This window comes from Rhodococcus sp. (in: high G+C Gram-positive bacteria) (assembly GCF_049299235.1).
Taxonomy (GTDB): Bacteria; Actinomycetota; Actinomycetes; order Mycobacteriales; family Mycobacteriaceae; genus Rhodococcus.
The window spans coordinates 15,368-37,860 of sequence record NZ_JBAQXC010000346.1; the positions used below are offsets into that span (position 1 = coordinate 15,368).

Sequence of the window (22,493 nt, forward strand, 5' to 3'; positions counted from 1 at the left end):
GTGCCAGCTCACCGCCGACTGGATGTCGACCGGCCGGGGTGCGGTACAGTGCGCTCGATGTCCGGCGGGGGCCGGGCAGGACACCACCTCGGGGGGAACCGCATGGGGGAACCGATGTTGCGCGTCGACGTCGACGTGCTCGATGCATTGTCCACGACGCTGTTCGATGCCGCGATCGTCGTCGGCGACCTCGATCCAGTCACCGCGACGGCCTGCGCCGCGACCGGGATGCCCGAATCCGCTGTCGGCCCCGCGGCCGCGGAAACCGGCTGGGCGATCGCCCGCGCGTTCGCCCTGATCTCAGGGAACTTCACGACCGTCTCGGAGGCTGCGGCCTCGAGTGCCCGTGACTACGACATCGTCGAAACCGAATTCCGCACTCTGCTCGCCGGATTGTCGGGCAGAGCATAGATGCGCGTCGGACTCACACGGCTGCGCGCGTGGCAACCGGCCTCCCTCGCCGTGGCCGCGGCGCAGGTCACCGATCTGAGCCGGGCGGTGGACGCGACGGTCCGAGCGGCGTCCGCGAGGACCGGCGATCTGCTCGAAAGCTGGTCCGGTGACACCGCATCCGCCGCGGTGGTGCGGCTCACGACCGAGAGAGTCACCGCGACGCATCTCACCACCGCGGTGAATGCGTCGGTAGATGCGTTGTCCGAAGCCGCAACTGCTCTCGGAGACGTCCGCACACGAGCCATCGAGATCGCCGACGCCGCGATCATGACGGGGTTCGCGGTCGCCGACGACGGCACTGTCACCGCACCGGTGTTCACGACCGGGACCATCGCCGACCTCCTGTTCCAGGCGCAACTCGACGAGCAGGCCCGCGCGATCGAGGCACGACTCGTCGCGGTGCTCGACACGGCCGGGGACCTCGACGAGTCCGCCGCCACTGCGCTGCGGAAAGCGTTGACGGACCTCGATATTCTCGTCGCCACACCGTCCGGAGGACGTCTCGGTGGTGGCGTCACCGCGATCCTCGACGGCAACGCGTTCCTCCCGGACGACCCACGCGAACTCAATGCGTTCTGGGAATCGCTGACGCCCGCGGAGAAGGACGCCCTGTTCGCCTACGACCCGACGATCGGAAACCGGGACGGACTGCCCGTGGTGGACCGCGATCATTACAATCGCGCGCATCTGCCGGAACTGCAGGAACGGGCCGCCGCGCACCTCGCGCAGATCGAGTTCCGCCACCCGGATTGGGCTCGCGGAGAGAATACTCCGCGGGAGCGGGTCGCCCTCGACGACGCCGGCGGACCGGGTTTCTTCGAGTACGAGCGGTGGGCAGCCGAACACGATGCCGCGAAGGAATCCGTATCCGGGTTGGAAACGATTGCGGAACAAGTTGATCGCGACGGGCTTCCGAGATTCCTGCTGTCCCTGGACGGCGACGGCAGGGCCGCGATCGCGTCGAACAACCCGGACACCGCGCAGAACGTCGTCACGTTCGTCCCCGGGACCGGGTCCCGGCTCAGCGAAATGGGCAGAGACATCGACCGATCCGAACGAATGCTGTCCGCGGCGGAGGACGCCGACAATTCGACGAGGACATCCGTGGTGACCTGGTACGGCTACAACGCCCCGCAAACCATCGTTCCCGAGGCCGGCCAAGAACGTTTCGCCGACGCGGGAGCACCGCGCCTCGACAGTTTCCAGGACGGTCTGCGCGCCTCGCACGACGGGCCGCCGTCACGCAACGTGATCGTCGCACACAGTTACGGCACCACGGTCGTCGGTCATGCTGCCCGCAGCGGCGGGTCGCTCGACGCCGACGCACTGGTGTTCGTGGGCAGCCCCGGCGTCGGGGTTCTCCACGCCGACGCGCTCGCCCTCGATTCGGTCACCACGTCCGACATGCACGATCACGTGTATGCGACGGCAGCGGCCGCCGACCCGGTGCCCGCGATCCCGAGCATCCTCCGGCCCTTGGACCTGCATTCTGCTGCGCACGGCGCGAACCCTGCGGGGGAAGATTTCGGGGCCCAGGTGTTCGAGGGCAATCCCGGAGAATCCGTGCGCCTCCCCGTCCTCGGACACGTCGGGGTCGATCTCGGATCCCACAGCGAGTATTGGAACGACGACAATCCGTCCCTCGCGTCGATGGGCAGAATCATCGCGGGGTTGCCGCTGTGACGCGCCGACCGGCTGCGGTGCTGCTGTGTGTGGCAGTGGCAGTGGCACTATCGGCGTGCACTGTGCATCGAGGCAACATCGTCGACGAGAACCTCACGCAAGCCGAAGCCCTGCACCGAACGGTGGGCTACCTCGAGGATCTCGTCGGCGCCCTGCCCGATGGCACGTCACTGACGCAGAATTACTCCCGGAACTCGACCGGCAAAATCGGCACCGGTCATGTCGGGCCCTGCTACGACGGGAACCTCATCGAGGACATGCCCGCGAACGTCGGCGCCCGGTACCAGGTCAGCGGCATGCCCGGGGGCGCCGCGAAGCGTTATCTCGGCCTCATCGTCGACTATTGGGAATCGCGGGACTGGCCGGTCGACGAACGCATGATCGGCGACACACTGTGGGCGGGCGCACAAGTTCCCGACGGATTCGGGTTTTCCGCATCGGTCAACGACAGCGGCGACCTGTCCGTGACCGTGTCCTCGACGTGCTTCCCCCACGTCGATTCCGGATACTTCGGCACCATCGACACACCGGAAACCATCGGTGGTTCCGGGTGAGGGCATCCGCCGAATCATTCCTCACGCAGAACGACGCGACACCGCTCGCGCCACGGCCTTACCTGTTTCGTCGACCCACAACACGATCGACCCGACGGCGACCGCCAGAGCCCACTGCTGCGCGGTCAGCGATGTGGTGTCGAACAGTCCTTGCAGCGCACCGGCCTGCACCACACAGACCTGCAGCACGATCACGACGACGATCGCAATCCAGATGGTGTGGTTGGTGAACGTCTGCAGCGAGAACACCGAGCCCAGGTTCGACCGCACGTTGAACAGGTTGAAGATCTGGAAGAACACGAACGTCGTGAACGCGAGGGTCGTCGCGAACAGCGGGTCGCCTGCGCTGTCCGGAAACAGCTCCGGCGCGTAGTGCAGCACCGCGATCGTGCCCGTCGCCATCACGACGCCCAGCCCCAGTATCCGGCGGAGTCTGGTCCTGTTCAGCAACGCCTCGCGGGCCGGCCGCGGCGGGCGTTTCATCGTGCCGGGTTCGGCGGGGTCGACGCCGAGGGACAGCGCGGGCGGGCCGTCCATGATGATGTTCACCCACAGGATCTGCAGCGCCGTGAACGGCGCGCCCCCGGCCAGCCCCAGCACACCGGCGGCGAGGAAGATCAGCACGAACCCCCACGCGGTGGTGAGCTGGAACTTCACGAACTTGACGATGTTGTCGTAGATGCCGCGACCCTCGGCCACGGCGGCGACGATCGTCGCGAAGTTGTCGTCGGTGAGGATCATGTTCGCGGCGCCCTTGGACACATCGGTGCCGGTGATTCCCATCGCCACACCGATATCGGCCTGTTCCAGAGCGGGTGCGTCGTTGACGCCGTCCCCGGTCATCGCGACGATCTCGCCGCCGCGCTGCAATGCTTCGACCACGCGAATCTTGTGTTCCGGCGCGACCCGCGCCAGCACACCGAACTCCGCCGCCCGGTTCCGGAGTTCGTCGTCGTCGAGGCCGTCGAGGTCGGCGCCGCTCGCCGCGCTGCCGGTGATGCCCAACTGCTGCGCGATCGCCGACGCCGTCACCAGGTGGTCACCGGTGATCATGTGGACGGCGATCCCGGCCTCGCGCGCGACCTCGATCGCGTGCCTGGCTTCCGGTCGTGGTGGGTCGACGATCCCGACGATCGCGTACACCGTCAGATCGGACACGCATCGCTGCAGGGCATCCGCATCGCCTCGGGGCACCGCACCCAGGTCGCGTCCCGCGATCATGAGGGTGCGCAGGCCCTCCCCTGCGAGGTCGTCGACTGCGGAGCGGATCCGGGCGTGATCTGCGTCGCCGATCGGGACGGGACCGTCCGCACCGAGCATCGTGGTGGCCCGGTCGAGCAGCACACCGGGAGCGCCCTTCACGAAAACCCGGTAACCGCCCGAGGTCAACCCGTGGAATGTCGCCATGTACTTGTAGGCCGAGTCGAACGGCACCTCCGCGAGCCGCGGCAACGTCTCGCGCGCCCCGACCACGTCGATACCCCCCTTCTCCGCGAGCACCACCAGGGCGCCTTCGGTGGGGTCCCCGACGAGCGTGCCGTCGCTGACTCCTGCGTCGTTGCACAACGCCATCCCCAGCAGGGCCTCGGTCATGTCGGGTGCGGGCAGGCCGTCGCCGGTGAGGATCTTGCCGTCCGTGCCGTAGCCGCTTCCGGTCACCCGGAAATTGCGGCCGCGCACGAGGAGTCGCTGCACGGTCATCTCGTTGAGGGTGAGCGTGCCCGTCTTGTCGGTGGCGATGTGGGTGGTGCTGCCGAGGGTTTCCACCGCAGACAGTTGCTTGACGATCGCACCGCGCGCCGCGAGCCGCGACGCCCCCATGGCGAGGGTGAACGCGACGACTGCGGTGAGGCCTTCCGGGATGGTGGCGACCGCGAGGGACACCGCGGTCAGCAGCAGATCCGACCAGGACTGTCCGCGCAGGAGTCCCAACACGAACACGAGAGTGACGGTGACCAGCGCGACGATGGTCAGCATCCCGGCGAGTTGGCCGATACGACGTTGCAGCGGAGTCTGTTCGACCCCAGCGGTGCCGAGCAGTGCGGCGATCGCACCCATCTCGGTGTGCATCCCGGTGGCGGCGACGATCATCTCGGCACGCCCGCGAGTGACCTGCGTGTTCATGAACAGCATGTCGGTGCGGTCCCCGACCGGCGCATCCGGGTCGTCGACGCAGTCGATGTCCTTGTCGACGGGATGCGATTCCCCGGTGAGTGCGGCCTCGGCGACCTGTAGTCGCACGGCGGTGACGAGCCTGCCGTCGGCGGGGACCGCATCCCCGGCCTCGAGCAGCACCACGTCTCCGGGGACCAGGTCGGCACGCGGCAATTCCATTTCCCGGCCGTCCCTGCGAACCCGCGCGGTGGAGACGGACATCTGCTGAAGCGCCTGCAGGCTGTTCTCGGCGCGGGCCTCCTGCACATAGTTGAGGACGGTGTTCAGCGTGATGACCGCGAAGATGACGACGGGTGTCTCCCATTCGTGGGAGACGACCGCGCTGACCACGGCGGCGATCACCAGCACGAGCGTCATCCGATCGGCGAGCAGTGTGGCGACCTTGCGCCACACCGGAACCCGCGGTGCCTCGGCGAGCAGGTTGGGTCCGTGTTCGGCGCGCCGCCGGTCGACCTCGTCGGTGGACAGTCCGATCGCGGGATCGACCGCGAGGGCGGCGGCGGCGTCGGCAGTCGTCCGGGTGTGCCACGGCTGTTCGGCAACATCGGTCATGGAAACCCACGCTATCGGCGATTCGTCCGGCGCGCGGTCCGATCCACTGCACGTCCGTGACGTTCGTGATGTGCTGGATGTGAAGTTCGGTGGGTATGTCGATCGATCGGAGGAGCCATGAGCGAACCGTCGGATGCGTCCGGGGCAGTCACCGTGCTCGGTGCGGACGAGTGCTGGGAGTTGCTGCGCACCACCGCGGTGGGCCGGTTGGTGGTGATCGCGGACGGCCGTCCCGACGTCTTCCCGGTGAACTATGTCGTCGGCGACCGAAAGGTGTTCTTCCGGTCGGGGGAAGGCAGCAAACTGTCGGAGTTGGCGGTGCACGCGGACGTCGCATTCGAAGCCGATCTCGTCGGCGACGCCACCGCGTGGAGCGTGGTGATACACGGACGGGCACGAATTCTGACTCATTTCAACGAAATTCGTGCCGTGGAGGAACACGGTCCGATCCCGTGGGTGGCGTCACCGAAGTTCAACTTCGTGGAGATCGCCGCGTCCGAGATCACCGGTCGGCGTTTCGTGCTCGTCGAGCACTGAGCAGTACGCCGTGACCGAACCCGGGCAGCACCGCCTGCTGATGCGGTGCATGCTGCTGTCCGTCGCGACCGCGCTGACCACGATGGCGTTGAAGGCGGTGGCAGCGTGGATCACCGGGTCGGTGGGCCTGCTGTCCGACGCACTCGAATCGGGTGTCAACCTGGTGGCGGCGGTCGTGGGTGTCTTTGCGTTGCGTGCCGCCGCGAAACCTCCGGACGAGAACCACGACTTCGGGCACGGGAAGGCCGAGTATCTGTCTGCCGCCGTGGAGGGCGCGATGATCTTCGCGGCGGCCGCAGCCATCGTGGTCACGTCGATGCAACGCCTGCTGACACCGCAGCCACTGACCGAGGTGGGGTTGGGCCTGTTCCTGTCGGCGGGCTCGTCGATCCTCAATCTCGCGGTCGGGTTGCTGCTTCTGAGGGTCGGGCGGCAGCACCGCTCGGTCACCCTCGTCGCCGACGGGAAACATCTGCTCACCGACGTGTGGACGTCGGTGGGGGTGCTGGTCGGGATCGGCCTGGTCGCGCTGTTCGGCTGGCAGGTGCTCGATCCGATCGTGGCGTTGCTCGTCGGCCTGAACATTCTGCGGATCGGCTACGGCCTGGTCCGCGAATCGGTCGTCGGGCTACTCGATGCGGCACTGCCCGCCGACGATCTGATACAGGTGCAGCAGGTGCTCGATGCGTATCGCAGCGACGACTCGGTGACGATCCTGCCGCCCCGCACCCGCGCGTCGGGCAGGCAGCGTTTCGTGTACCTCACGGTGCGGGTGCCCGGCGACTGGACGGTGCGGGCGGGGCACGACCTACTCGATCGCGTCGAGGCGGATGTGCGCGCGGCCCTGCCCGGAACGGTCGTGTTCACCCATCTCGAACCCACCGACGTCGCCGCCCGGCCGACGTGACGTGCCGGTGACGGTGACGGTGACGGTGACGGTGACGGTCAGTTGCCGACCGCGAGTCCGACGCCCAGGCTCACCATGAGGACCGCGACAGCGCCGTCGAGGATTCGCCAGGAACCGGGCCGCGCGAACCACGGCCGCAGGTAGCGCGCCCCATAACCGAGCGCCCCGAACCACACCAGGCTCGCCGCGACAGCACCGACACCGAACCACCATTTGCCGGGATTGCCGTGGGTGTTGGCGACGGACCCGAGCATGAGGACGGTGTCGAGGTAGACGTGCGGGTTGAGCCAGGTCAACGCCAGGCAGGTCGCGACGGCCGCCCCGATGGTGATCGCCCCGCCCGGCGCCGCACTCATCGCGGACGGCCGCAGGGCTCGCCGGGCGGCCAGCAGGCCGTAGGCGACCAGGAAGATCACACCGCCCCAGCGGATCAACTCGAGTGCGCCGGGAGCCCGGTCGAGGACCGTCGCGATGCCGGCGATACCCGCTGCGATGAGCACCGCATCGGATACCGCGCACACGGCGATCACCGGCAGTACGTGGCGTCGGGCGATGGCCAGGCGCAGAACGAACGCGTTCTGCGCACCGATCGCGACGATCAGGGAGAGCCCGGTGAGGAAGCCGGTGATGACGAGGTTCACGGCGCCAACGGTAGAAACCGTCACGAGATAAGAACAGTTGAATTTCCTTATGTAACATTAGAGTTTCTTACTATGGATCTGGACTTCGCTCACCTGCGCACATTCGCCGCCGTACTGGACGAAGGAACCTTCGACGGAGCCGCGGCGATCCTGCGGATCACCCCGTCCGCCGTGAGCCAGCGCATCAAGGCTCTCGAGCAACATGTCGGGCAGGTGCTGGTGCGCCGCACCCGCCCGGTGACCGCGACCGGCGCGGGTGAGGCGATCATGCGACTGGCCCGCCAGGTGGCTCGGCTGGAGAAGGACACCGCCGAGGCACTCGGTCTCCACCCGAGCGCCGGCAGTACTGTGACCGTGCCGCTCGTGGTCAATGCCGACTCGATGTCGACCTGGATGCTGCGGGCGCTGGCGCGGATGCCGCAGCACCACCGTGCGCTGTTCGAACTCCTGCGTGAGGACGAATTCCATTCGACGGCGCTGCTCCGGGACGGCACCGCGATGGCGGCGGTCACGTCGGTACCCGATCCAGTCCAGGGCTGTACCTCCGAAAACCTCGGAGCCATGCGCTATCACGCAATGGCAAGTGTCGACTTCGCCGCACACTGGTTTCCCGTCGGCATGACCACAGCCGCGCTGCGGGAAGCACCCATGCTGACCTTCGACCGCAAGGACGATCTGCAGAACCGCTTTCTGCGCAGGCACACCCGCAGCCGATTCGATCCACCCCGCAACTACGTGCCGGGCGCGCGGGAATTCGTCGACGCCGCGAACCTCGGGCTCGGCTGGGGCATGCTGCCCGAACCCATGCTCGACCTCACGAGCAACAGCGATACCGATCTGGTTCGGCTCGCCCCGGATGCGCCACTCGACGTGCCGCTGTTCTGGCAGCGCTGGCGTCTGGAATCACCCGTTCTCGACGCGCTCACCGAGGTGGTGCGGCGCACCGCCCGCGAGGTGCTGCGCCGGACCGACGCCTGACCTCGCCCGGGCACGGGCCAGTTTGCCGATCTGGCAAACAAGTTTGCACTCCAGTGCGGTGTCCCGCATGGTCGGATCAGCGAACGAAAGGATGGTGGCCGTGGCCGAGGATTTCGACAGACAGTTCTGGGAGGACCGCTACCGGCACCGGTCCACGACCCACCGTCACCCGAATCCGCAACTCGTCGCCGAAGTCGCAGACCTGCGGCCCGGCCGGGCGCTGGATGCCGGTTGCGGCGAGGGCGGCGACGCCCTGTGGCTCGCCGGGCACGGCTGGACCGTGACCGCGGTCGACATCGCCGAGGAGGCTCTCGGCCGGGCGCGTGCACTCGGTGAATCGGCCGGTGCCGACGTTGCGCACCGGATCGACTGGGTGCGCGCAGATCTGACGACGTGGAATTCTCCGCGCTCCGACTATGACCTGGTGACCTCGCACTACGTACACGCACCGGGACCGAGGGAGGATCTCTTGCGGCGTTTGGCCGATGCGGTCGCACCGGGCGGAACGCTGCTGGTCGTGGGTCACGACTGTGTCACCGTCGGCCACGACCATGCCGGACATGCACATCCCGGCGATCGGTCGGCGCCCGAATCACGGGTCACAGCAGACGATCTCGCCGCGTCACTGAAGCCGGGCCGGTGGGACATCGTCGTCGCGGAATCGCGGACCCGAACAGCGACCGGTCACGGCCGCGACGAGGTGCTGCACGACACCGTACTCCGCGCCACCCGAAGACCCTGACCAGACGACGGTGACGGCCGACCGCGCTCGGCAGGCGCACAACCCGAGTATCAATCCACCAGCGCGCGGAACTGCGCGTCGTACAACCGGGTGTAGGTGCCCCCGGCGTGCAGCAGGTCTTCGTGCGTACCCTGCTCGACGATGCGCCCGTCCTCCATCACCACGATCCGGTCCGCATCACGGATCGTCGAAAGTCGGTGTGCAATAACAAAACTTGTTCGATCGTCCCGCAATCGCGCAGTCGCCTGCTGCACGAGCAGTTCGGTGCGAGTATCGACCGAACTGGTGGCCTCGTCGAGAATCAGGATCGACGGCTTGGCCACGAAGGCCCGCGCGATCGTGATGAGCTGACGTTCACCGGCACTGAGGCTGCCCGACTCTTCGTCGATGACCGTGTCGTACCCGTCGGGCAGTGCGCGCACGAACCGGTCGACATAGCTCATGCGAGCCGCCGACAGGATCTGATTCTCGGTGGCGTGCGGATTGCCGTAGGCGATGTTCTCCCGGATGGTGCCACCGAACAGCCAGGTGTCCTGCAGCACGATGCCGATCCGCGACCTCAGTTCCGCCCGCGACATCGACGCGATGTCGACCCCGTCGACGAGGATGCGCCCGGAGTTCAGCTCGTAGAACCGCAGGATCAGATTGATGAGCGTGGTCTTGCCTGCTCCGGTCGGCCCGACGATCGCCACCATCTGACCGGGTTCGGCACGCAACGACAAATGTTCGATGAGCGGGCGGTCCGGTTCGTACGAGAACGTCACGTCGTCGAATTCGACGCTGCCGTGCCGACCCCACGGCAACGTCGGCGCCGGCGATTCCGGCTCCTGTTCCGGCTCGTCGAGGAGCGCGAACACCCGTTCCGCGGACGCGGCGGCCGATTGCAGCAGATTCACCATCGCACCGATCTGGGCGAGCGGTTGCGACAGTTGACGCGAATACTGGATCAGTGCCTGCACCTCACCGAGGGTGATGGTGCCCGACGCCACCCGCAGGCCACCGAGCACGGCAACGCCCACGTAGCTGAGGTTCCCGAGGAAGGTCACCAGCGGCATCACCGTGCCGGACACGAACTGGGCGCGATACGCGGAGTGGAACAATTCGTCGTTGGTCTCGGTGAACCGGCGTTCGACGTCCGCGGTGCGTCCGTACGCGGTGACGAGTTCGTGTCCGGTGAACGTCTCTTCGATCTGGCCGTTGAGCGTGCCGGTGGCCGCCCACTGCGACGCGAAATGCTTGCGGGACCGTCGCGCCACCAGGGCCGTCGCGATGACGGACGCGGGCACCATGAACAGCGCCACCAACGCGAGGAGCGGCGAAATCCACAGCATCATCACCACGAGGCCGATGAGCGTGAGCACGGCCAGCACGAGCTGGCTGATCGATTCCTGCATCCCGGTCGACACATTGTCGATGTCGTTGCTGACGCGGCTGAGCAGATCGCCACGCGAGTGCGTGTCGAAGTAGCGCAACGGCAGGTTGTGAATCTTGCGTTCGACCCGCGAACGCAGATCCCGCACCACCCGCTGCACGATTTCGTTGAGTCCGTACGCGGCCACCCAGATCAACGCCGAGGACACCAGGTACAGCGCCAGGACGACGAACAGGAGTTGCCCGAGCGCACCGAAGTCGATGCCGACGCCGGGCACCGCCGCCGTCCCGGACACCATGTCGGCGAACTGGTCGTTGCCCTGGCTGCGCAACTGCGCGACGGCCTGGTCCTGGGTGAGTCCGGCAGGCAACTGCAAGCCGACGACGCCGTCGAAGATGATGTTCGTGGCGCGCCCGAGCAGCAGCGGAGCAACCGCCTGCGCCACGACACCGAACAGCACCATGACCAGCACGCCGTAGACGATGAAACGCTGCGGGCGCAGCAGCCCGAGGATCCGGGTGATCGACTTGAGCCCCTGCTGCGGCTGCGCCGGCGGCGATGGCGGTTCCGGGGTGCTCATACGGCCACCATTCGCTGGGATTCGACGATCTCGGCGTACTCGGGGCAACTCGACAGCAGATCGAGGTGGGTGCCGGACCCGACGATCGTTCCGTCGTCGAGCACGATGATCCGATCGGCCTCCTGCACGGTCGACACTCGCTGGGCGACGATCAGGACGCACGCGTCTCGGGTCTCGGGCACGAGCGCCTCCCTGAGCCGGGCATCGGTTGCGGGGTCGAGCGCGGAAAACGCGTCGTCGAACAGGTAGATCGACGGCCGGCGCACCAATGCGCGGGCGATGGCGAGGCGCTGGCGTTGCCCACCGGACACCGTGGTGCCACCCTGCGAGACCTCCGTCTCGAGCCGGTCGGGCAGCGCCGCGACGAAGTCCGCACCCTGCGCGATCTCGAGGGCACGCCACAGTTCGTCGTCGGTGGCGTCGGGGCGCCCGTAGCGCAGGTTCTCGGCGATCGTGCCGGAGAACAGGTAGGCCTTCTGCGGCACGACGCCGATCTCGTGCCGCAGCACCGCCGGGTCCAAATTCCGCACGTCGACACCACCGACCTGGATCGAACCCGCGGTGACATCGATGAGCCGCGGAATCAGGCGCATCAGGGTGGTCTTGCCGGACCCGGTGCCGCCGATGATCGCGGTGGTGGTGCCCGGCTCCGCGCGGAACGTGATGCCGCGCAGCACGGGCGCGTCGGCCCCGGGATAGGAGAATCCGGCGCCCCGCAGTTCGACGTCGATCGGGTGGGACAGCGTCGATACGGCGTTCTCCGCGCGCGCCACCGACGGCTCGGTGTCGAGGACCTCGAGGATGCGTTCGGCGCAGACCGCCGCGCGCGGGGCCATGAGCGCGACGAACGAGGCCATGAGCACCGCCATGAGGATCTGGCTGACGTAGGTGACCAACGCGGTGAGCGAGCCGACTCCCATCGCGCCGATGTCGATGCGATGTCCGCCGAACCACACCACGGCCACGGTGCTCGCGTTCGCGATGAGCATCACCGCGGGATACAGCATCGCGTTGACCCGGCCGACGCGCAGTGCCGTCGCGGTCAGGTCGGTGTTCGCCTCGTCGAACCGGGCGCGTTCGGAATCGTCACGGACGAAGGCGCGCACCACCCGGATGCCGGTGATCTGCTCGCGCAGCACCCGGTTCACACTGTCGATCTTGACCTGCATGACGCGGAACGATGGCAGCATCATGGCCATCAGGCCGAGGATCGTGAGGATGAGAACGGGCACCGAGACGGCCACGACCACCGACGTGCCGCGATCCTCCCGCAACGCCATGACGATGGCCCCCACGCCCATGATGGGGGCGGTGACGACGATGCTGCACGTCATCATGACGAGCATCTGGATCTGCTGCACATCGTTGGTGTTGCGGGTGATCAGCGATGCGGCCCCGAACTTGCCGTACTCGCGTGCGGAGAACTGCCCGACCCGGCGGACCAGCGACAATCTGATGTCGCGTCCCACGGCCATCGCGGTCCGCGCCGCGAAGTACACGGCGCCGATCGCCGCGGCCACCTCGAACGCCGAGATGACCAACATGATCCCACCGGTGCGCATGATGTAGCCGACGTCGCCGCGGGATACTCCGTTGTCGATGATCGCCGCGTTGAGACTGGGCAGGATCAGCATGCCGGCGGTGGACACCAGTTGCAGCACGACCACTGCAACCAGTGCACCACTGTGAGGCGCGAGGTATCGCCGCAAGAGCCTGACCAACATGGAGATCAACCTACCTGGACCGGCACCTCACGCCGCGATCGTTCACGCGTCGACCGTGTCCCGTTCGGATGCCGCTTTCAATTCGCGGGTGAGTTTCTCGCCCTCGACGTCGACATTCGGCAGGATGCGGTCCAGCCACTTCGGCAACCACCAGGCTTTGTCGCCGAGCAACGCCATCACGGCCGGGATGATGACCATGCGCACCACGAACGCGTCGAAGAACACCGCGGCGGCCAGTGCGAATCCGATGGACTTGATGAACGCGTTGGGTTCGGCGACGAATGCCGCGAACACCGAGATCATGATGATCGCCGCGGCGCTCACCACCCGCGCGCCGTGCCGGAATCCGGATTGGACGGCGTCCTTCGCGGTCGCGCCGTGCACGTAGTCCTCGCGCATCCGGGTGACCAGGAACACCTGGTAGTCCATGGCCAGGCCGAATACCACGCCGATCAGGAAGATCGGCATGAAACTGACCAGCGGTTGCGGGTTGGCGATCAGCCCGCCCCAGCCTTCCTGGAAGATCGCGACGGTCACACCGAACGTCGCGATCACGCTGAGCAGGAAGCCGAGAGTCGCGGTGAGCGGCACCAGAATCGACCGGAAGACGAGCATCAGCAGGATGAACGCGAGACCGACGACGACCGCGAGGTAGGGCACGAGCGCGCTCTGAAGGGTGTCGGAGATGTCGCCTTCGAGGGCGGTCTGCCCGGTGATGCCGTACGAGATGCCGGTGCGGGCATTCAGATCCGCTTCGCCGGCGCGCAGGTCGGCGACGAGATCCATCGTGGCGGCCTCGCTGGGCCCGGATCTGGGGGTGACCATGATCTGCGCGGTGTCGCCTGCCTCGTTGACACCGACGATCTGCGCGTTGACGACCTCGTCGTGCCGGTACAGGTCCTGCACGACCTCGTCGAATGCCGCGGGGGCCGACATGTCGGCGTCGCGGGCGTCGGCGACGACGAGCAGCGGGCCGTTGCGGCCGGGACCGAACGCGTCGTCGATGAGGTCGTAGGCCTGGCGGGAGCTGGTCTGCGGGTCGCCGGTGGCTTCGGTGGGCAGCGCGAGCTGCAGGTTCAGCGCCGGGACCGCGGCGACACCGAGGATCAGGACGCCGGCGACGAGCGGAATCAGCGGCTTGCGGGTGACCCACCCGATGTAGCGGTGGGCAGGTCCCGGCTTCTCCGGTTCCGCTTCCGGGTCGCTCGCTTTCACTCCGGGGATGCGTCCCGCGAACGCCTTGTCACCGAACAGGCCGAGGATGGCGGGCAGCAGGGTGAGTGCGATGAGGACGGCGACGAACACGGTGAATGCCGCGGCGTAGCCCATCGCGGACAGGAACGGGATGCCGACGACGCTGAGCGCGACCAGCGCGATGATCACCGTCAGTCCGGCGAACACCACGGCGGAACCCGCGGTGCCGACGGCGCGTCCGGCGGCGTCGGCGCGGTCTTCGGTGACGCTGATTTCGTGCCGGAACCGGGAGACGATGAACAGTGAGTAGTCGATGGCGACGGCCAAGCCGATCATGACGGCCAGCGTCGGAGTCATCGAACTCAGGTCGGCGAATCCGGTGGCGACGGTGATGCCGAGGCTGCCGACGCCGACGCCGACGATCGCGGTGATCAGCGGCAGACCGGCGGCGACGAGCGAGCCGAACGTGAGCGCCAGGACGACCGCGGCCACACCGATACCGATGAGTTCGGTGACACCGCCCGGCATTTCGGTTTCCGCCGCGGCGGAACCGCTGACCTGCACGTCCAGTCCGAGGTCGCGACCGATGTCGGCGGCGGACGTGATCTGCCCGAGGAGCGCGTCGTCGACGTCACCGAAGGCGCCGTCGAACGGGACGGTGACGAACCCGACGGTGCGGTCCTCGCTGAGCGGGGACAGCGCGGCGGCGTCCGCGAGCGCGGATTCCTCGGTGCCGCCCTGCTGCTGCGCGGCGGCCTTCATCTGCTCGACCAGGCCGGCGTCGGCGGTGACGGGATCGACGAGAACGCCCTGTTGCTGTTCGGGGGTCGCGGCGGCGGGATCGACCTTCGCGGCCGCCGCGACCTGGTCGATTCCACGGACGGCGGCGAGCACGTCGTTCATCGCCGCCAGGTTCTGCGGTTCGTCGAGGGTTTCACCCTCGGGGGCGGCGAACACGTAGCGCGCGCTGAGCGCACTTGTCGGGTCTTCGGCGCCGGGGAAGCGTTCGGCCATCAGATCCTGCGTCTGCTGGGCCGGTGTGCCGGGGATGGAGAACGAGTCGGCGGTGGGTCCGGACAGGGTCGCTGCGCCTACGCCGAACAGGACGAGGATCGCGATCCACAGGGACAGGACCGTGCCTTTCCGCCGGTAGGCGAATCTGCCGATCCGATATAGGTAGGTGGCCACAGGGCGCCTTTCTTGTCGGATGTGTCGCAGGCGGGGGGCCGGCTACGAGATGCCTTGCCGCAGCCGGTCGAATGCGGCTCGGATGAGTTCTTCGGGGGACTGCGCGCCGGAGTTTCCGGACCGCCACAGGTCGATGGCGGCGCGGATCGCGGCCACCGCGCAGTAGTTGAGCAGCGCCGGGTAGATGTCGGTGTCGGCGTCGCAGCCGGCTCGGGCGGCGATCGCCTCGACCATCATCGGACCGGTCCGCGTGTGGATTTCGATACCGCGCGAGATGAGCGCGGGACTCTGCTCGACGAGTTCGCACATCGCGCACAGTTCGTCGAAGTAGTCGATTTCGGCGGCGACCTCGAGTGCTGCCGCCTCGATCGAATCCCACACGTGTTCGCCGGCCGGCCGGTCACGCAGCCGGTCGAGCCACTTCCGCAGCAGCCCCTCGAGGTATTCGAGGACCGCCTCTTCCTTGCTCGCGAAGTAATTGTGGAACGTGCGTGTCGAGACGCCCGCTTCGGCGGCGATGGCTTCGGCGGTGACAGCTTCGATTCCCCGTTCGCGGGAGAGGTGGGCTGCGGCCGCAACGAGGGCGGCTCTGGTGGCGGCCTTCTTGCGATCGCGCAGTCCGGGTTCGGCAGTCATGTCCTCCACGGTACCGAACTTGCAGAGTCCGGCAACTTTGCACGAATGTGCATTTTCATGGCGTTGCACACAGCCGTCGCGCCGCAATGGCGCAGGTCACACCTCGCGTCGCGTCCACGCCTCCGGATCGGCGATGAGATCGGTAACGAACGCGGGCAGGTTGTCGTCGACGACGTCGGCGAGGGTGACTTCCTCGAGGACCGCGCGCAGATTCACCCGGACCGCAATCCAGACATCCCGCAACCGCCGCGCCGGGCCCGTGTACGCGACGTCCTCGGGCCGCTCCCCCCGCACCGACGCCAGCGGACCTTCGACGGTGCGGATGATGTCCGCGATGGAGATCTCCCCCGCCGGACGCGCCAGCCAGTAGCCGCCTTCCGGTCCGCGGCGACTGTGCACGAGGCCCCCGCGCCGCAGATCGGCCAGCACCGCTTCGAGGAACTTGTGCGGAATCTGCTGCGACTTCGCCAATCCCTCGGCCTTGGCGGGAGCGTCGCCCGCGGCCGCCAACTCGAGCAATGTGCGGACGGCGTAGTCCACCCTCGCGGTGATGTGCACTGCCGTCCCCTTCGCCGTTCGCCTCGGCCGCTCGATTTCCTATCGGACCGGAGGGAAAGTATGCCAGGCCGTAGACGCGCAGCCGCGGTCCCGGAACCGCCCGAAGTGACCTCGGACACATTTCGATAGATTGGTTGCCTGCCCGCGCGAAACCGGAGGACGACATGTGGGAGACCGTGCTCCATTCGTGGGGATCGCTGCTCGAGCCGCTCCAGGATCCGGTGGCGCTGGCGATCCCCGCGTTCCTGCTGTTCCTGATCCTCGAATGGACCGCTGCCCGCACTCTCGAGCATGTCGAACCCGACGCGGATGGCAGAAGCCACCCGCCGCGCGGTGGCTACGAGGCCCGCGACGCGCGCGCGAGCATCTCGATGGGACTGGTCTCCGTTGCGACCAGCGCGGCATGGAAGATCCTCGCGCTCGTCGGCTACGCGGTGATCTGGGTGTATGCCGCGCCGTGGCATCTGCCCGCCGACGCCTGGTACACGTGGGTGATCCTGTTGGTCGGCGTCGACGTGCTGTTCTACTGGTATCACCGCATCGCACACCGGGTCCGGGTGGTGTGGGCCACCCACCAGGCACATCATTCGAGTGAGTACTTCAACTTCGCGACTGCGCTGCGCCAGAAGTGGAACAACAGCGGCGAGATCATCATGTGGATTCCGTTGCCGCTGATCGGCATTCCCCCGTGGATGGTGTTCGTCGGGTTCTCTGTCAACCTGGTCTTTCAGTTCTTCGTCCACACCGAGCGGATCGGTACGCTCCCCCGACCGATCGAGTTCGTGTTCAACACCCCGTCGCATCACCGGGTGCACCACGGGTGCGATCCCGAATACCTGGACCGTAACTACGCGGGCATGTTCATCGTGTGGGACCGCATGTTCGGCACGTTCCGAGCCGAAACCCACCGGCCCACCTACGGACTCACCACGCCGGTCGGCACCTACAACATCTGGGATCTGCAAACCCACGAATACCGGGCGATCGCGCGGGACTGGCGGTCCGCATCGTCGTGGCGCCACAAGCTCGGCTACGTGTTCGGGCCGCCCGGTTGGGCGCCGGATCGTCGGCGGTCGGCGACGGTCAGTTCTTCGCGAAGCTGACGAGGAAATCGACGCTGCCGCGGTCGTCGACGGTGACGAACCCGAGGCTTGGGGCTTCGATTCCGAAATCAGACCAGATCACCGGGACGCTGCCCGACGCCACCAGATCTGTCCCCGAACGCAACACTTCGACGTCGACGGTCACCGGCAGTGACCGGTCCCTGAGCGTGAGCGTCCCGGTGACCGGCAGCGTCGTGGTCGTGCCGTCGGCAGGCACCGCGGACAGGTCCACCGGGCCGGCGAGGACGAAGATCGCCGTCGGATAGGTGTCCGCCGCCATGACCCGGCCCCGGAACTGGCCGTCGCGCTGCGAACTGTCGGTGGTGATCCCGGCTACCTGCACGGTCACCTCGGCGGCGGCGAGACTGTCTCCCTCGATCGTCGCGGTGCCGGAGACCTGGTCGGTGCTGCCGACGACGGTGACGTCGGCGCCGCGGAGGATCTCGTGGACGGTATAGCCGGCGGCGGTCCGATTGACCTCCGATCCGGAGGCGATCGTCCACGAACCGGTGAGATCACCGGTCGCGGCCTGCGCGCCCGAGGTGGACACCGAGGCGGCGGGTGCGTCGTCTTCGGCGATGAACGTCCCGTACACCCACGGGGCGACGAAGAAGCCGAGCAGCGCGACGACGACGATCGCGGCCAGAGACCACCAGATTTTGCGCATGCCCCGACAGTAGTTGAAGCTTCAATACTCTGGGGTGGCTACGCTGCCATCCGGAGCAGGCGGCGCACCAGAGCCCGCGATACCAGCAGCACCAGGATCAACGCGGTGACCGACCAGAACCCGCCCAGACTCACCCTGGAGCCGAACACCAGGGCCACCGTCTCGAGCACCACGAATTTGCTGCCCACCAGCACCAGCCACAGCAGCATCGCGGCCGCGGCCTTACCGATCGGCGTGTCCGCCCGTCGTACCCGGGCCTTCGCCCGGTCCTTCACCGCGACCACCACTTCCAGCACCACCTTCAACAGCACCGCGGTGAGCAACGACAAGGTGAACGTCTCGCTGATCACCTCGGGCAGGTACTGCACGAAGAGATTCAGCACGACGACGTACACGAATACGTCGACCACACCGGCAACGAGCCGCCCGTCGGATGCGTGAACACCACCCGCGCCCGGGGTGGTCGTCTGTGTTCCGGTATCGGCCATCCGCCAACTGTAGGGCTGCGATTGCGGGGCTGCCGGAACCGGCCGACCTTCAGGATCGACGCGAGGGTGTCGACATTCCGTCCCCGGCCGTTCCGTCCCCGGCCGTTCCGTCCCCGGCCCGGTGTGCGAGCACCGAATGCTGTCGGCCGTAGGCGAAGTACACGACGACACCGATCGCCATCCACACCACGAACCGCAGCCACGTCTCCACCGACAGGTTGACCATCAGCCACACACACGCGATCACCGCGAGGATCGGAACCACCGGGACGAGCGGCACCCGGAATCCCCGCTCGAGATCGGGCCGTGTGCGCCGCAGCACGATCACCCCGAGCGAGACCAGCACGAACGCGAACAATGTGCCGATGTTCACCATTTCTTCGAGGGTGCCCAGCGGAATCAGGCCGGCGAGTACCGCGACAACGACCGTCACCACGACGGTCGTGCGGACCGGGGTGCCGTGACTACCTGTGTGCGACAGGCGCTTCGGCATGAGCCCGTCGCGGGCCATCGCGAACAACACCCGTGTCTGACCCAGCATGAGCACCATGACCACAGTGGTCAGACCGGCGAGAGCACCGAAGGAGATGAGGTTTTTCGCCCAATCCATGCCGTTCAACGCGAACGCGGTGGCCAGTGTCGATTCGTCGCCGGCCAGGTCGGTGTAGTTCACCATGCCGGTGAGGACGAAGCTGACCGCGACATACAGGACGGTGACGATGGCGAGTGAGCCGAGGATGCCGATCGGCACGGCCTTCTGCGGGTTACGGGTCTCCTCCGCGGTGGTGGCGACCACGTCGAACCCGATGAACGCGAAGAACACCAGGCTGGCCGCGGCGAGCAGGCCGTACCAGCCGAACGTGCTGCCGCCCGCGCCGGTGACGAACGAGAACAGCGACTGATGCAGACCCTCACCGGTGTCGCCCGTCTCCGACGGCGGAATGAACGGGGTGTAGTTCTCGGTCTTGATGTAGAACGCGCCGAGGACCACGACGAACAGTACAACCGCGATCTTGATGGATGTGATCACCAGCGACACCCGCGACGACAGTTTCGTCCCGGTCGCGATGAGCACACCGATCACCAGGGTGATGAGGACGGCACCCCAGTCGACTTTCACCGACCCGAGCATGAACGACGACGACAACCCGCCCATCACCTCACCGAGATACAACGACCAACCCTTCGCGACGACCGCCGCGGCCAGCGCGAACTCGAGGATGAGATCCCAGCCGATGATCCACGCGACGAACTCACCGAACGTCGCGAACGAGTAGGTGTAGGCGCTGCCCGCGACCGGCACGGTGGACGCGAACTCGGCGTAGCACAGGGCCGCGAGGGCACAGGCGATCGCGGCGAACACGAAGGCAAGTGACACCGCCGGGCCCGCGACGTTGCCGGCGGTGCGGGCCGTCAACGTGAAGATGCCCGCACCGATGACGACGGCGACACCGAACACGATCAGATCCCAGGCGGTGAGGTCCTTGCGCAGCTTCGAATCCGGTTCGTCGGTGTCACGAATGGACTGCTCGACCGATTTGGTGCGGAACATCCCGTTCCGACGTGTGTCGCCCCGAGTCATCGCAACTCCTCTCGTCGCGAGGAAAACGTACCGCTGCGACTACCTCCGTGAGGGGAACTTCCTCCAGACGCCTCGCCTGAATTCGGACCTGTGCGGGCTCCACACTCGCCCATGGCCTTCTCGAGCTCGGCGTGCGCGCCATGGAACCGAATGTGGGCAGCGCCGGCGTGAGCCCCCCGAACGTGATGAGGATGCACAAAAAAGCCCCCCACCTGAGTGAACAGGTGGGGGACTCGTGGCGGTGGCGGAGGGATTTGAACCCTTTGTGAACCCCAGCATGGAAGTCGAAAATTGACCCTGAACTGCAGTTTTCGTTGGCTGCAGATCGCGGTGGATTACGTCGGTTTACGCGCAAGTGTGGGCACGCCGGGCGTGTGAACTCGGCCGCTGCGCGAGCGGGTCCACCAGGGTGAACCGGTTCGAGCCCACTAGATCACCGAGCAATTCCGCGTCTCGCCCTTCAGGTGTGACGGCTGCGAGCCAACGACCTCGACTCAGCACGACACGCCCTCGCTGAGGCCCCAACTCGACGCCACTCGTACTGGCCGATGCAAGTGGTTGTCCTACCCGTACTCGAAACTGTCGAAGTTCCCGAGGGCTAATGGGTATGAACGAGAATCCCAAGTCTCGACCACTTCTCCGGCTCACAGAGGCGAACGCACTCCTCGACGGCGTACGACCTGATCAAACAGACCCGACTCGGCCCGGCGAGTACCTCAGGCGCGCAGACACCGTTGGAACTCGCGGTCGCAGGTGATCTGACCGCGTTGACGGAGTTCGACTCCGCAAGCCTTCGCCGACGGCAGATCGTCTGGAGCGACAAGAACCTGTCCGACACGACTGACCTCATTCCCGCAGAGGGCCTGGATACTGAGGAAGGAAACCAGGAAACCCCCGCTGACCAGGGGATGTCGTCGAACTATCCCCCATATACCGAGGAGCAGCACAGTCCCGGTCGGGCTGCACTGGTCGTTCTGTGGCGCACCCGACCCGTCCGCACCACCGGGTGCGATAGTGCGCCAGGACGGGCTATTGCGGTTTCGACGCAGCGAGACAGGATCAACAATGGCAACACCGGCTGGGAGTTCTGGCGACTGACGCGTACCGCAGACGGCGAACTTTCGTGGCTCGGGGCCACCCGACCGGGTGCAAGATCCGCGATCGACCGACAGTAGGTCTGGACGCTGATTCCGAACAGCGTTGTGCTCGTGGCGAATTGGTTCGCCACCGAAGATCACTGGCTGGCAGAGGCCGGGGAGAGTCTCTGGCTTCACGAAGAGATCGACGCAGACGAGGCACGCCAGACCGCACTTGAAGTACCCAGACCCGACCCGGCGGACATCGCGCGACTGGCTCGGCCCGAAAGGTGCCTGACCCTCGATCAGATCGACCGGCACCCCGTCGAGAAGGTCCTGGGCAAGCGAGTGGCCGACAAGCTCTTCGACAACCGCTGACGCGGGAAATGCCCGGCGGATCCACCTGTGGCCAGCCTCAACCTACAACGCGCGCAGCTTGGCGGGCTTGTCGGGCGTCGGCCCTTCCTTGGGCGGATCAACCCGATAGCCGAGGTCCACCAGGGCCCGAACGGCTTCGGAAGGGGCGTCCCGGACAACGGTGGCCACCTGCGTCCGCCGCCAGGCTTCTCGCGACTTCGCGAGTGCGTCGCGAGCGGCCTTCACCGAACCTGCGGGTATGACGCCGAACTCCTCGATGAGCATCTCCATGACGTCCTCAAGGGTCGGGCGGAACCTCGACCCTCCAACCGGAAAGTGCAGTGCGCTGAGACGAATCGGATCCTTGCCGCGCCTCCGCCGTTTTGCCCGCGGCGTGCTGTCTCCGCACTCGCCCATGGCCTTCTCAAGCTCGGGGTGCGTGCCATGGAACTGGATGTGGGCTGCCGGGAGCCTTGCCGAGATCGACCGTTCGTACTCATACCGGAACAGCGGCTCGCGCCCATCCGGCTCGACGAACACGTGCACCTTGGAACTCTCTACCGCGAGGTATCGGTCACGCCCGTCGAGGGTGCAGTTGTACTCGACGGCAAGCCGGAGTATCGGCCCGTCGTCATTCGACAGGATCACACCCTCGGCGGGCTGCTGACGCACGGTGAAAGCGTCGGCGGCCTCAACCTCAACTGCCGCGAACGGCCGACACGACGGACCGACTACCGCCTGGACAG

At 66.8% G+C, this 22,493-nt stretch carries 20 protein-coding genes; 9 read left to right on the forward strand and 11 right to left on the reverse strand.

Annotated features, from left to right (window positions below; genetic code table 11):
* Positions 1–102 precede the first annotated feature (102 nt).
* Genes WAX14_RS21500 through WAX14_RS21510 form a run of 3 tightly spaced genes read left to right on the forward strand, consistent with a single transcriptional unit; the run spans position 103 to position 2,690 of the window.
* Positions 103–411: a hypothetical protein gene (locus tag WAX14_RS21500; protein WP_422630073.1), complete on the forward strand. Its 309-nt coding sequence runs from the start codon at positions 103–105 to the stop codon at positions 409–411.
* Entirely contained in the window at positions 412–2,136 is a 1,725-nt protein-coding gene (locus WAX14_RS21505) for an alpha/beta hydrolase (protein ID WP_422630074.1), read from the forward strand.
* The gene (locus WAX14_RS21510) at positions 2,133–2,690 is read left to right on the forward strand and encodes a hypothetical protein (protein WP_422630075.1); all 558 of its coding nucleotides are present in this window, start codon (positions 2,133–2,135) and stop codon (positions 2,688–2,690) included. The genes WAX14_RS21505 and WAX14_RS21510 overlap by 4 nt, the downstream gene beginning before the upstream one ends.
* 21 nt (positions 2,691–2,711) lie before the next feature.
* Here the strand turns inward: WAX14_RS21510 and WAX14_RS21515 are convergent, their stop codons facing one another.
* Complete coding sequence (locus WAX14_RS21515) at positions 2,712–5,417, reverse strand: cation-translocating P-type ATPase (protein ID WP_422630076.1); 2,706 nt, start codon at positions 5,415–5,417, stop codon at positions 2,712–2,714.
* Between the two features lie 117 nt (positions 5,418–5,534).
* On the opposite strand from WAX14_RS21515, the gene WAX14_RS21520 reads away from it, so the two are divergent.
* Positions 5,535–5,954 carry a pyridoxamine 5'-phosphate oxidase family protein gene (locus tag WAX14_RS21520; RefSeq protein WP_422630077.1) on the forward strand — a complete coding sequence of 140 codons (420 nt, stop codon included), beginning with the start codon at positions 5,535–5,537 and terminating at the stop codon, positions 5,952–5,954.
* Positions 5,955–6,003: 49 nt separating this feature from the next.
* A complete protein-coding gene (locus WAX14_RS21525; protein WP_422630093.1) occupies positions 6,004–6,861 on the forward strand; it encodes a cation diffusion facilitator family transporter in 858 nt (285 codons plus the stop codon).
* 38 nt (positions 6,862–6,899) lie between these two features.
* Here WAX14_RS21525 and WAX14_RS21530 read toward each other — a convergent pair whose 3' ends face one another.
* On the reverse strand, positions 6,900–7,502 hold the full coding sequence (locus WAX14_RS21530; RefSeq protein WP_422630078.1) for a LysE/ArgO family amino acid transporter: 603 nt from the start codon (positions 7,500–7,502) through the stop codon (positions 6,900–6,902).
* Between the two features lie 72 nt (positions 7,503–7,574).
* On the opposite strand from WAX14_RS21530, the gene WAX14_RS21535 reads away from it, so the two are divergent.
* On the forward strand, positions 7,575–8,480 hold the full coding sequence (locus tag WAX14_RS21535) for a LysR family transcriptional regulator ArgP (RefSeq protein ID WP_422630079.1): 906 nt from the start codon (positions 7,575–7,577) through the stop codon (positions 8,478–8,480).
* Positions 8,481–8,580: 100 nt separating this feature from the next.
* The gene (locus WAX14_RS21540) at positions 8,581–9,222 is read left to right on the forward strand and encodes a class I SAM-dependent methyltransferase (RefSeq protein ID WP_422630080.1); all 642 of its coding nucleotides are present in this window, start codon (positions 8,581–8,583) and stop codon (positions 9,220–9,222) included.
* A gap of 50 nt (positions 9,223–9,272) precedes the next feature.
* Here the strand turns inward: WAX14_RS21540 and WAX14_RS21545 are convergent, their stop codons facing one another.
* The 5 genes from WAX14_RS21545 to WAX14_RS21565 all read right to left on the reverse strand — a co-directional run bounded on the left by WAX14_RS21545 (position 9,273) and on the right by WAX14_RS21565 (position 16,474).
* On the reverse strand, positions 9,273–11,174 hold the full coding sequence (locus WAX14_RS21545; RefSeq protein ID WP_422630081.1) for an ABC transporter ATP-binding protein: 1,902 nt from the start codon (positions 11,172–11,174) through the stop codon (positions 9,273–9,275).
* Positions 11,171–12,898, reverse strand: coding sequence for an ABC transporter ATP-binding protein (locus WAX14_RS21550; protein WP_422630082.1), 1,728 nt, complete (start codon positions 12,896–12,898; stop codon positions 11,171–11,173). Before WAX14_RS21550 ends, WAX14_RS21545 begins: the two co-directional genes overlap by 4 nt.
* Positions 12,899–12,940: 42 nt before the next feature.
* Positions 12,941–15,280 carry an MMPL family transporter gene (locus WAX14_RS21555; protein ID WP_422630083.1) on the reverse strand — a complete coding sequence of 780 codons (2,340 nt, stop codon included), beginning with the start codon at positions 15,278–15,280 and terminating at the stop codon, positions 12,941–12,943.
* A gap of 42 nt (positions 15,281–15,322) precedes the next feature.
* A complete protein-coding gene (locus WAX14_RS21560) occupies positions 15,323–15,916 on the reverse strand; it encodes a TetR family transcriptional regulator (protein WP_422630084.1) in 594 nt (197 codons plus the stop codon).
* 96 nt (positions 15,917–16,012) lie between these two features.
* Positions 16,013–16,474, reverse strand: coding sequence for an RrF2 family transcriptional regulator (locus WAX14_RS21565; RefSeq protein WP_422630085.1), 462 nt, complete (start codon positions 16,472–16,474; stop codon positions 16,013–16,015).
* Positions 16,475–16,638: 164 nt separating this feature from the next.
* On the opposite strand from WAX14_RS21565, the gene WAX14_RS21570 reads away from it, so the two are divergent.
* Positions 16,639–17,577 (forward strand): sterol desaturase family protein, encoded by a 939-nt coding sequence (locus tag WAX14_RS21570; RefSeq protein ID WP_422630086.1) that lies wholly within the window; start codon positions 16,639–16,641, stop codon positions 17,575–17,577.
* Here WAX14_RS21570 and WAX14_RS21575 read toward each other — a convergent pair.
* From WAX14_RS21575 to WAX14_RS21585, 3 genes are read right to left on the reverse strand one after another with little or no spacing between them, the layout of a single operon-like run.
* Positions 17,558–18,244: a YceI family protein gene (locus WAX14_RS21575; RefSeq protein ID WP_422630087.1), complete on the reverse strand. Its 687-nt coding sequence runs from the start codon at positions 18,242–18,244 to the stop codon at positions 17,558–17,560. The two genes, WAX14_RS21570 and WAX14_RS21575, sit on opposite strands and share 20 nt — an antisense overlap.
* A gap of 38 nt (positions 18,245–18,282) precedes the next feature.
* Positions 18,283–18,732 (reverse strand): hypothetical protein, encoded by a 450-nt coding sequence (locus WAX14_RS21580; protein WP_422630088.1) that lies wholly within the window; start codon positions 18,730–18,732, stop codon positions 18,283–18,285.
* A 49-nt stretch (positions 18,733–18,781) separates the two neighbouring features.
* Entirely contained in the window at positions 18,782–20,314 is a 1,533-nt protein-coding gene (locus WAX14_RS21585; RefSeq protein ID WP_422630089.1) for an amino acid permease, read from the reverse strand.
* 1,208 nt (positions 20,315–21,522) lie between these two features.
* Here WAX14_RS21585 and WAX14_RS21590 point away from each other — a divergent pair.
* Positions 21,523–21,768, forward strand: coding sequence for a hypothetical protein (locus WAX14_RS21590; RefSeq protein ID WP_422630090.1), 246 nt, complete (start codon positions 21,523–21,525; stop codon positions 21,766–21,768).
* 42 nt (positions 21,769–21,810) lie between these two features.
* On the opposite strand, the gene WAX14_RS21595 is transcribed toward WAX14_RS21590, so the two are convergent.
* Positions 21,811–22,493: hypothetical protein (locus tag WAX14_RS21595; protein ID WP_422630091.1), on the reverse strand; the 683-nt coding region annotated here is incomplete at its 5' end.

Excerpts from the sequence above, each read along its gene's own strand:
- WAX14_RS21500 (WP_422630073.1), top strand. The coding sequence starts at position 103 with ATGGGGGAACCGATGTTGCGCGTCGACGTCGACGTGCTCGATGCATTG.
- WAX14_RS21505 (WP_422630074.1), top strand. The coding sequence starts at position 412 with ATGCGCGTCGGACTCACACGGCTGCGCGCGTGGCAACCGGCCTCCCTC.
- WAX14_RS21515 (WP_422630076.1), bottom strand. The coding sequence starts at position 5,417 with ATGACCGATGTTGCCGAACAGCCGTGGCACACCCGGACGACTGCCGAC.
- WAX14_RS21520 (WP_422630077.1), top strand. The coding sequence starts at position 5,535 with ATGAGCGAACCGTCGGATGCGTCCGGGGCAGTCACCGTGCTCGGTGCG.
- WAX14_RS21525 (WP_422630093.1), top strand. The coding sequence starts at position 6,004 with ATGCTGCTGTCCGTCGCGACCGCGCTGACCACGATGGCGTTGAAGGCG.
- WAX14_RS21535 (WP_422630079.1), top strand. The coding sequence starts at position 7,575 with ATGGATCTGGACTTCGCTCACCTGCGCACATTCGCCGCCGTACTGGAC.
- WAX14_RS21545 (WP_422630081.1), bottom strand. The coding sequence starts at position 11,174 with ATGAGCACCCCGGAACCGCCATCGCCGCCGGCGCAGCCGCAGCAGGGG.
- WAX14_RS21550 (WP_422630082.1), bottom strand. The coding sequence starts at position 12,898 with ATGTTGGTCAGGCTCTTGCGGCGATACCTCGCGCCTCACAGTGGTGCA.
- WAX14_RS21560 (WP_422630084.1), bottom strand. The coding sequence starts at position 15,916 with ATGACTGCCGAACCCGGACTGCGCGATCGCAAGAAGGCCGCCACCAGA.
- WAX14_RS21570 (WP_422630086.1), top strand. The coding sequence starts at position 16,639 with ATGTGGGAGACCGTGCTCCATTCGTGGGGATCGCTGCTCGAGCCGCTC.
- WAX14_RS21575 (WP_422630087.1), bottom strand. The coding sequence starts at position 18,244 with ATGCGCAAAATCTGGTGGTCTCTGGCCGCGATCGTCGTCGTCGCGCTG.
- WAX14_RS21580 (WP_422630088.1), bottom strand. The coding sequence starts at position 18,732 with ATGGCCGATACCGGAACACAGACGACCACCCCGGGCGCGGGTGGTGTT.
- WAX14_RS21585 (WP_422630089.1), bottom strand. The coding sequence starts at position 20,314 with ATGACTCGGGGCGACACACGTCGGAACGGGATGTTCCGCACCAAATCG.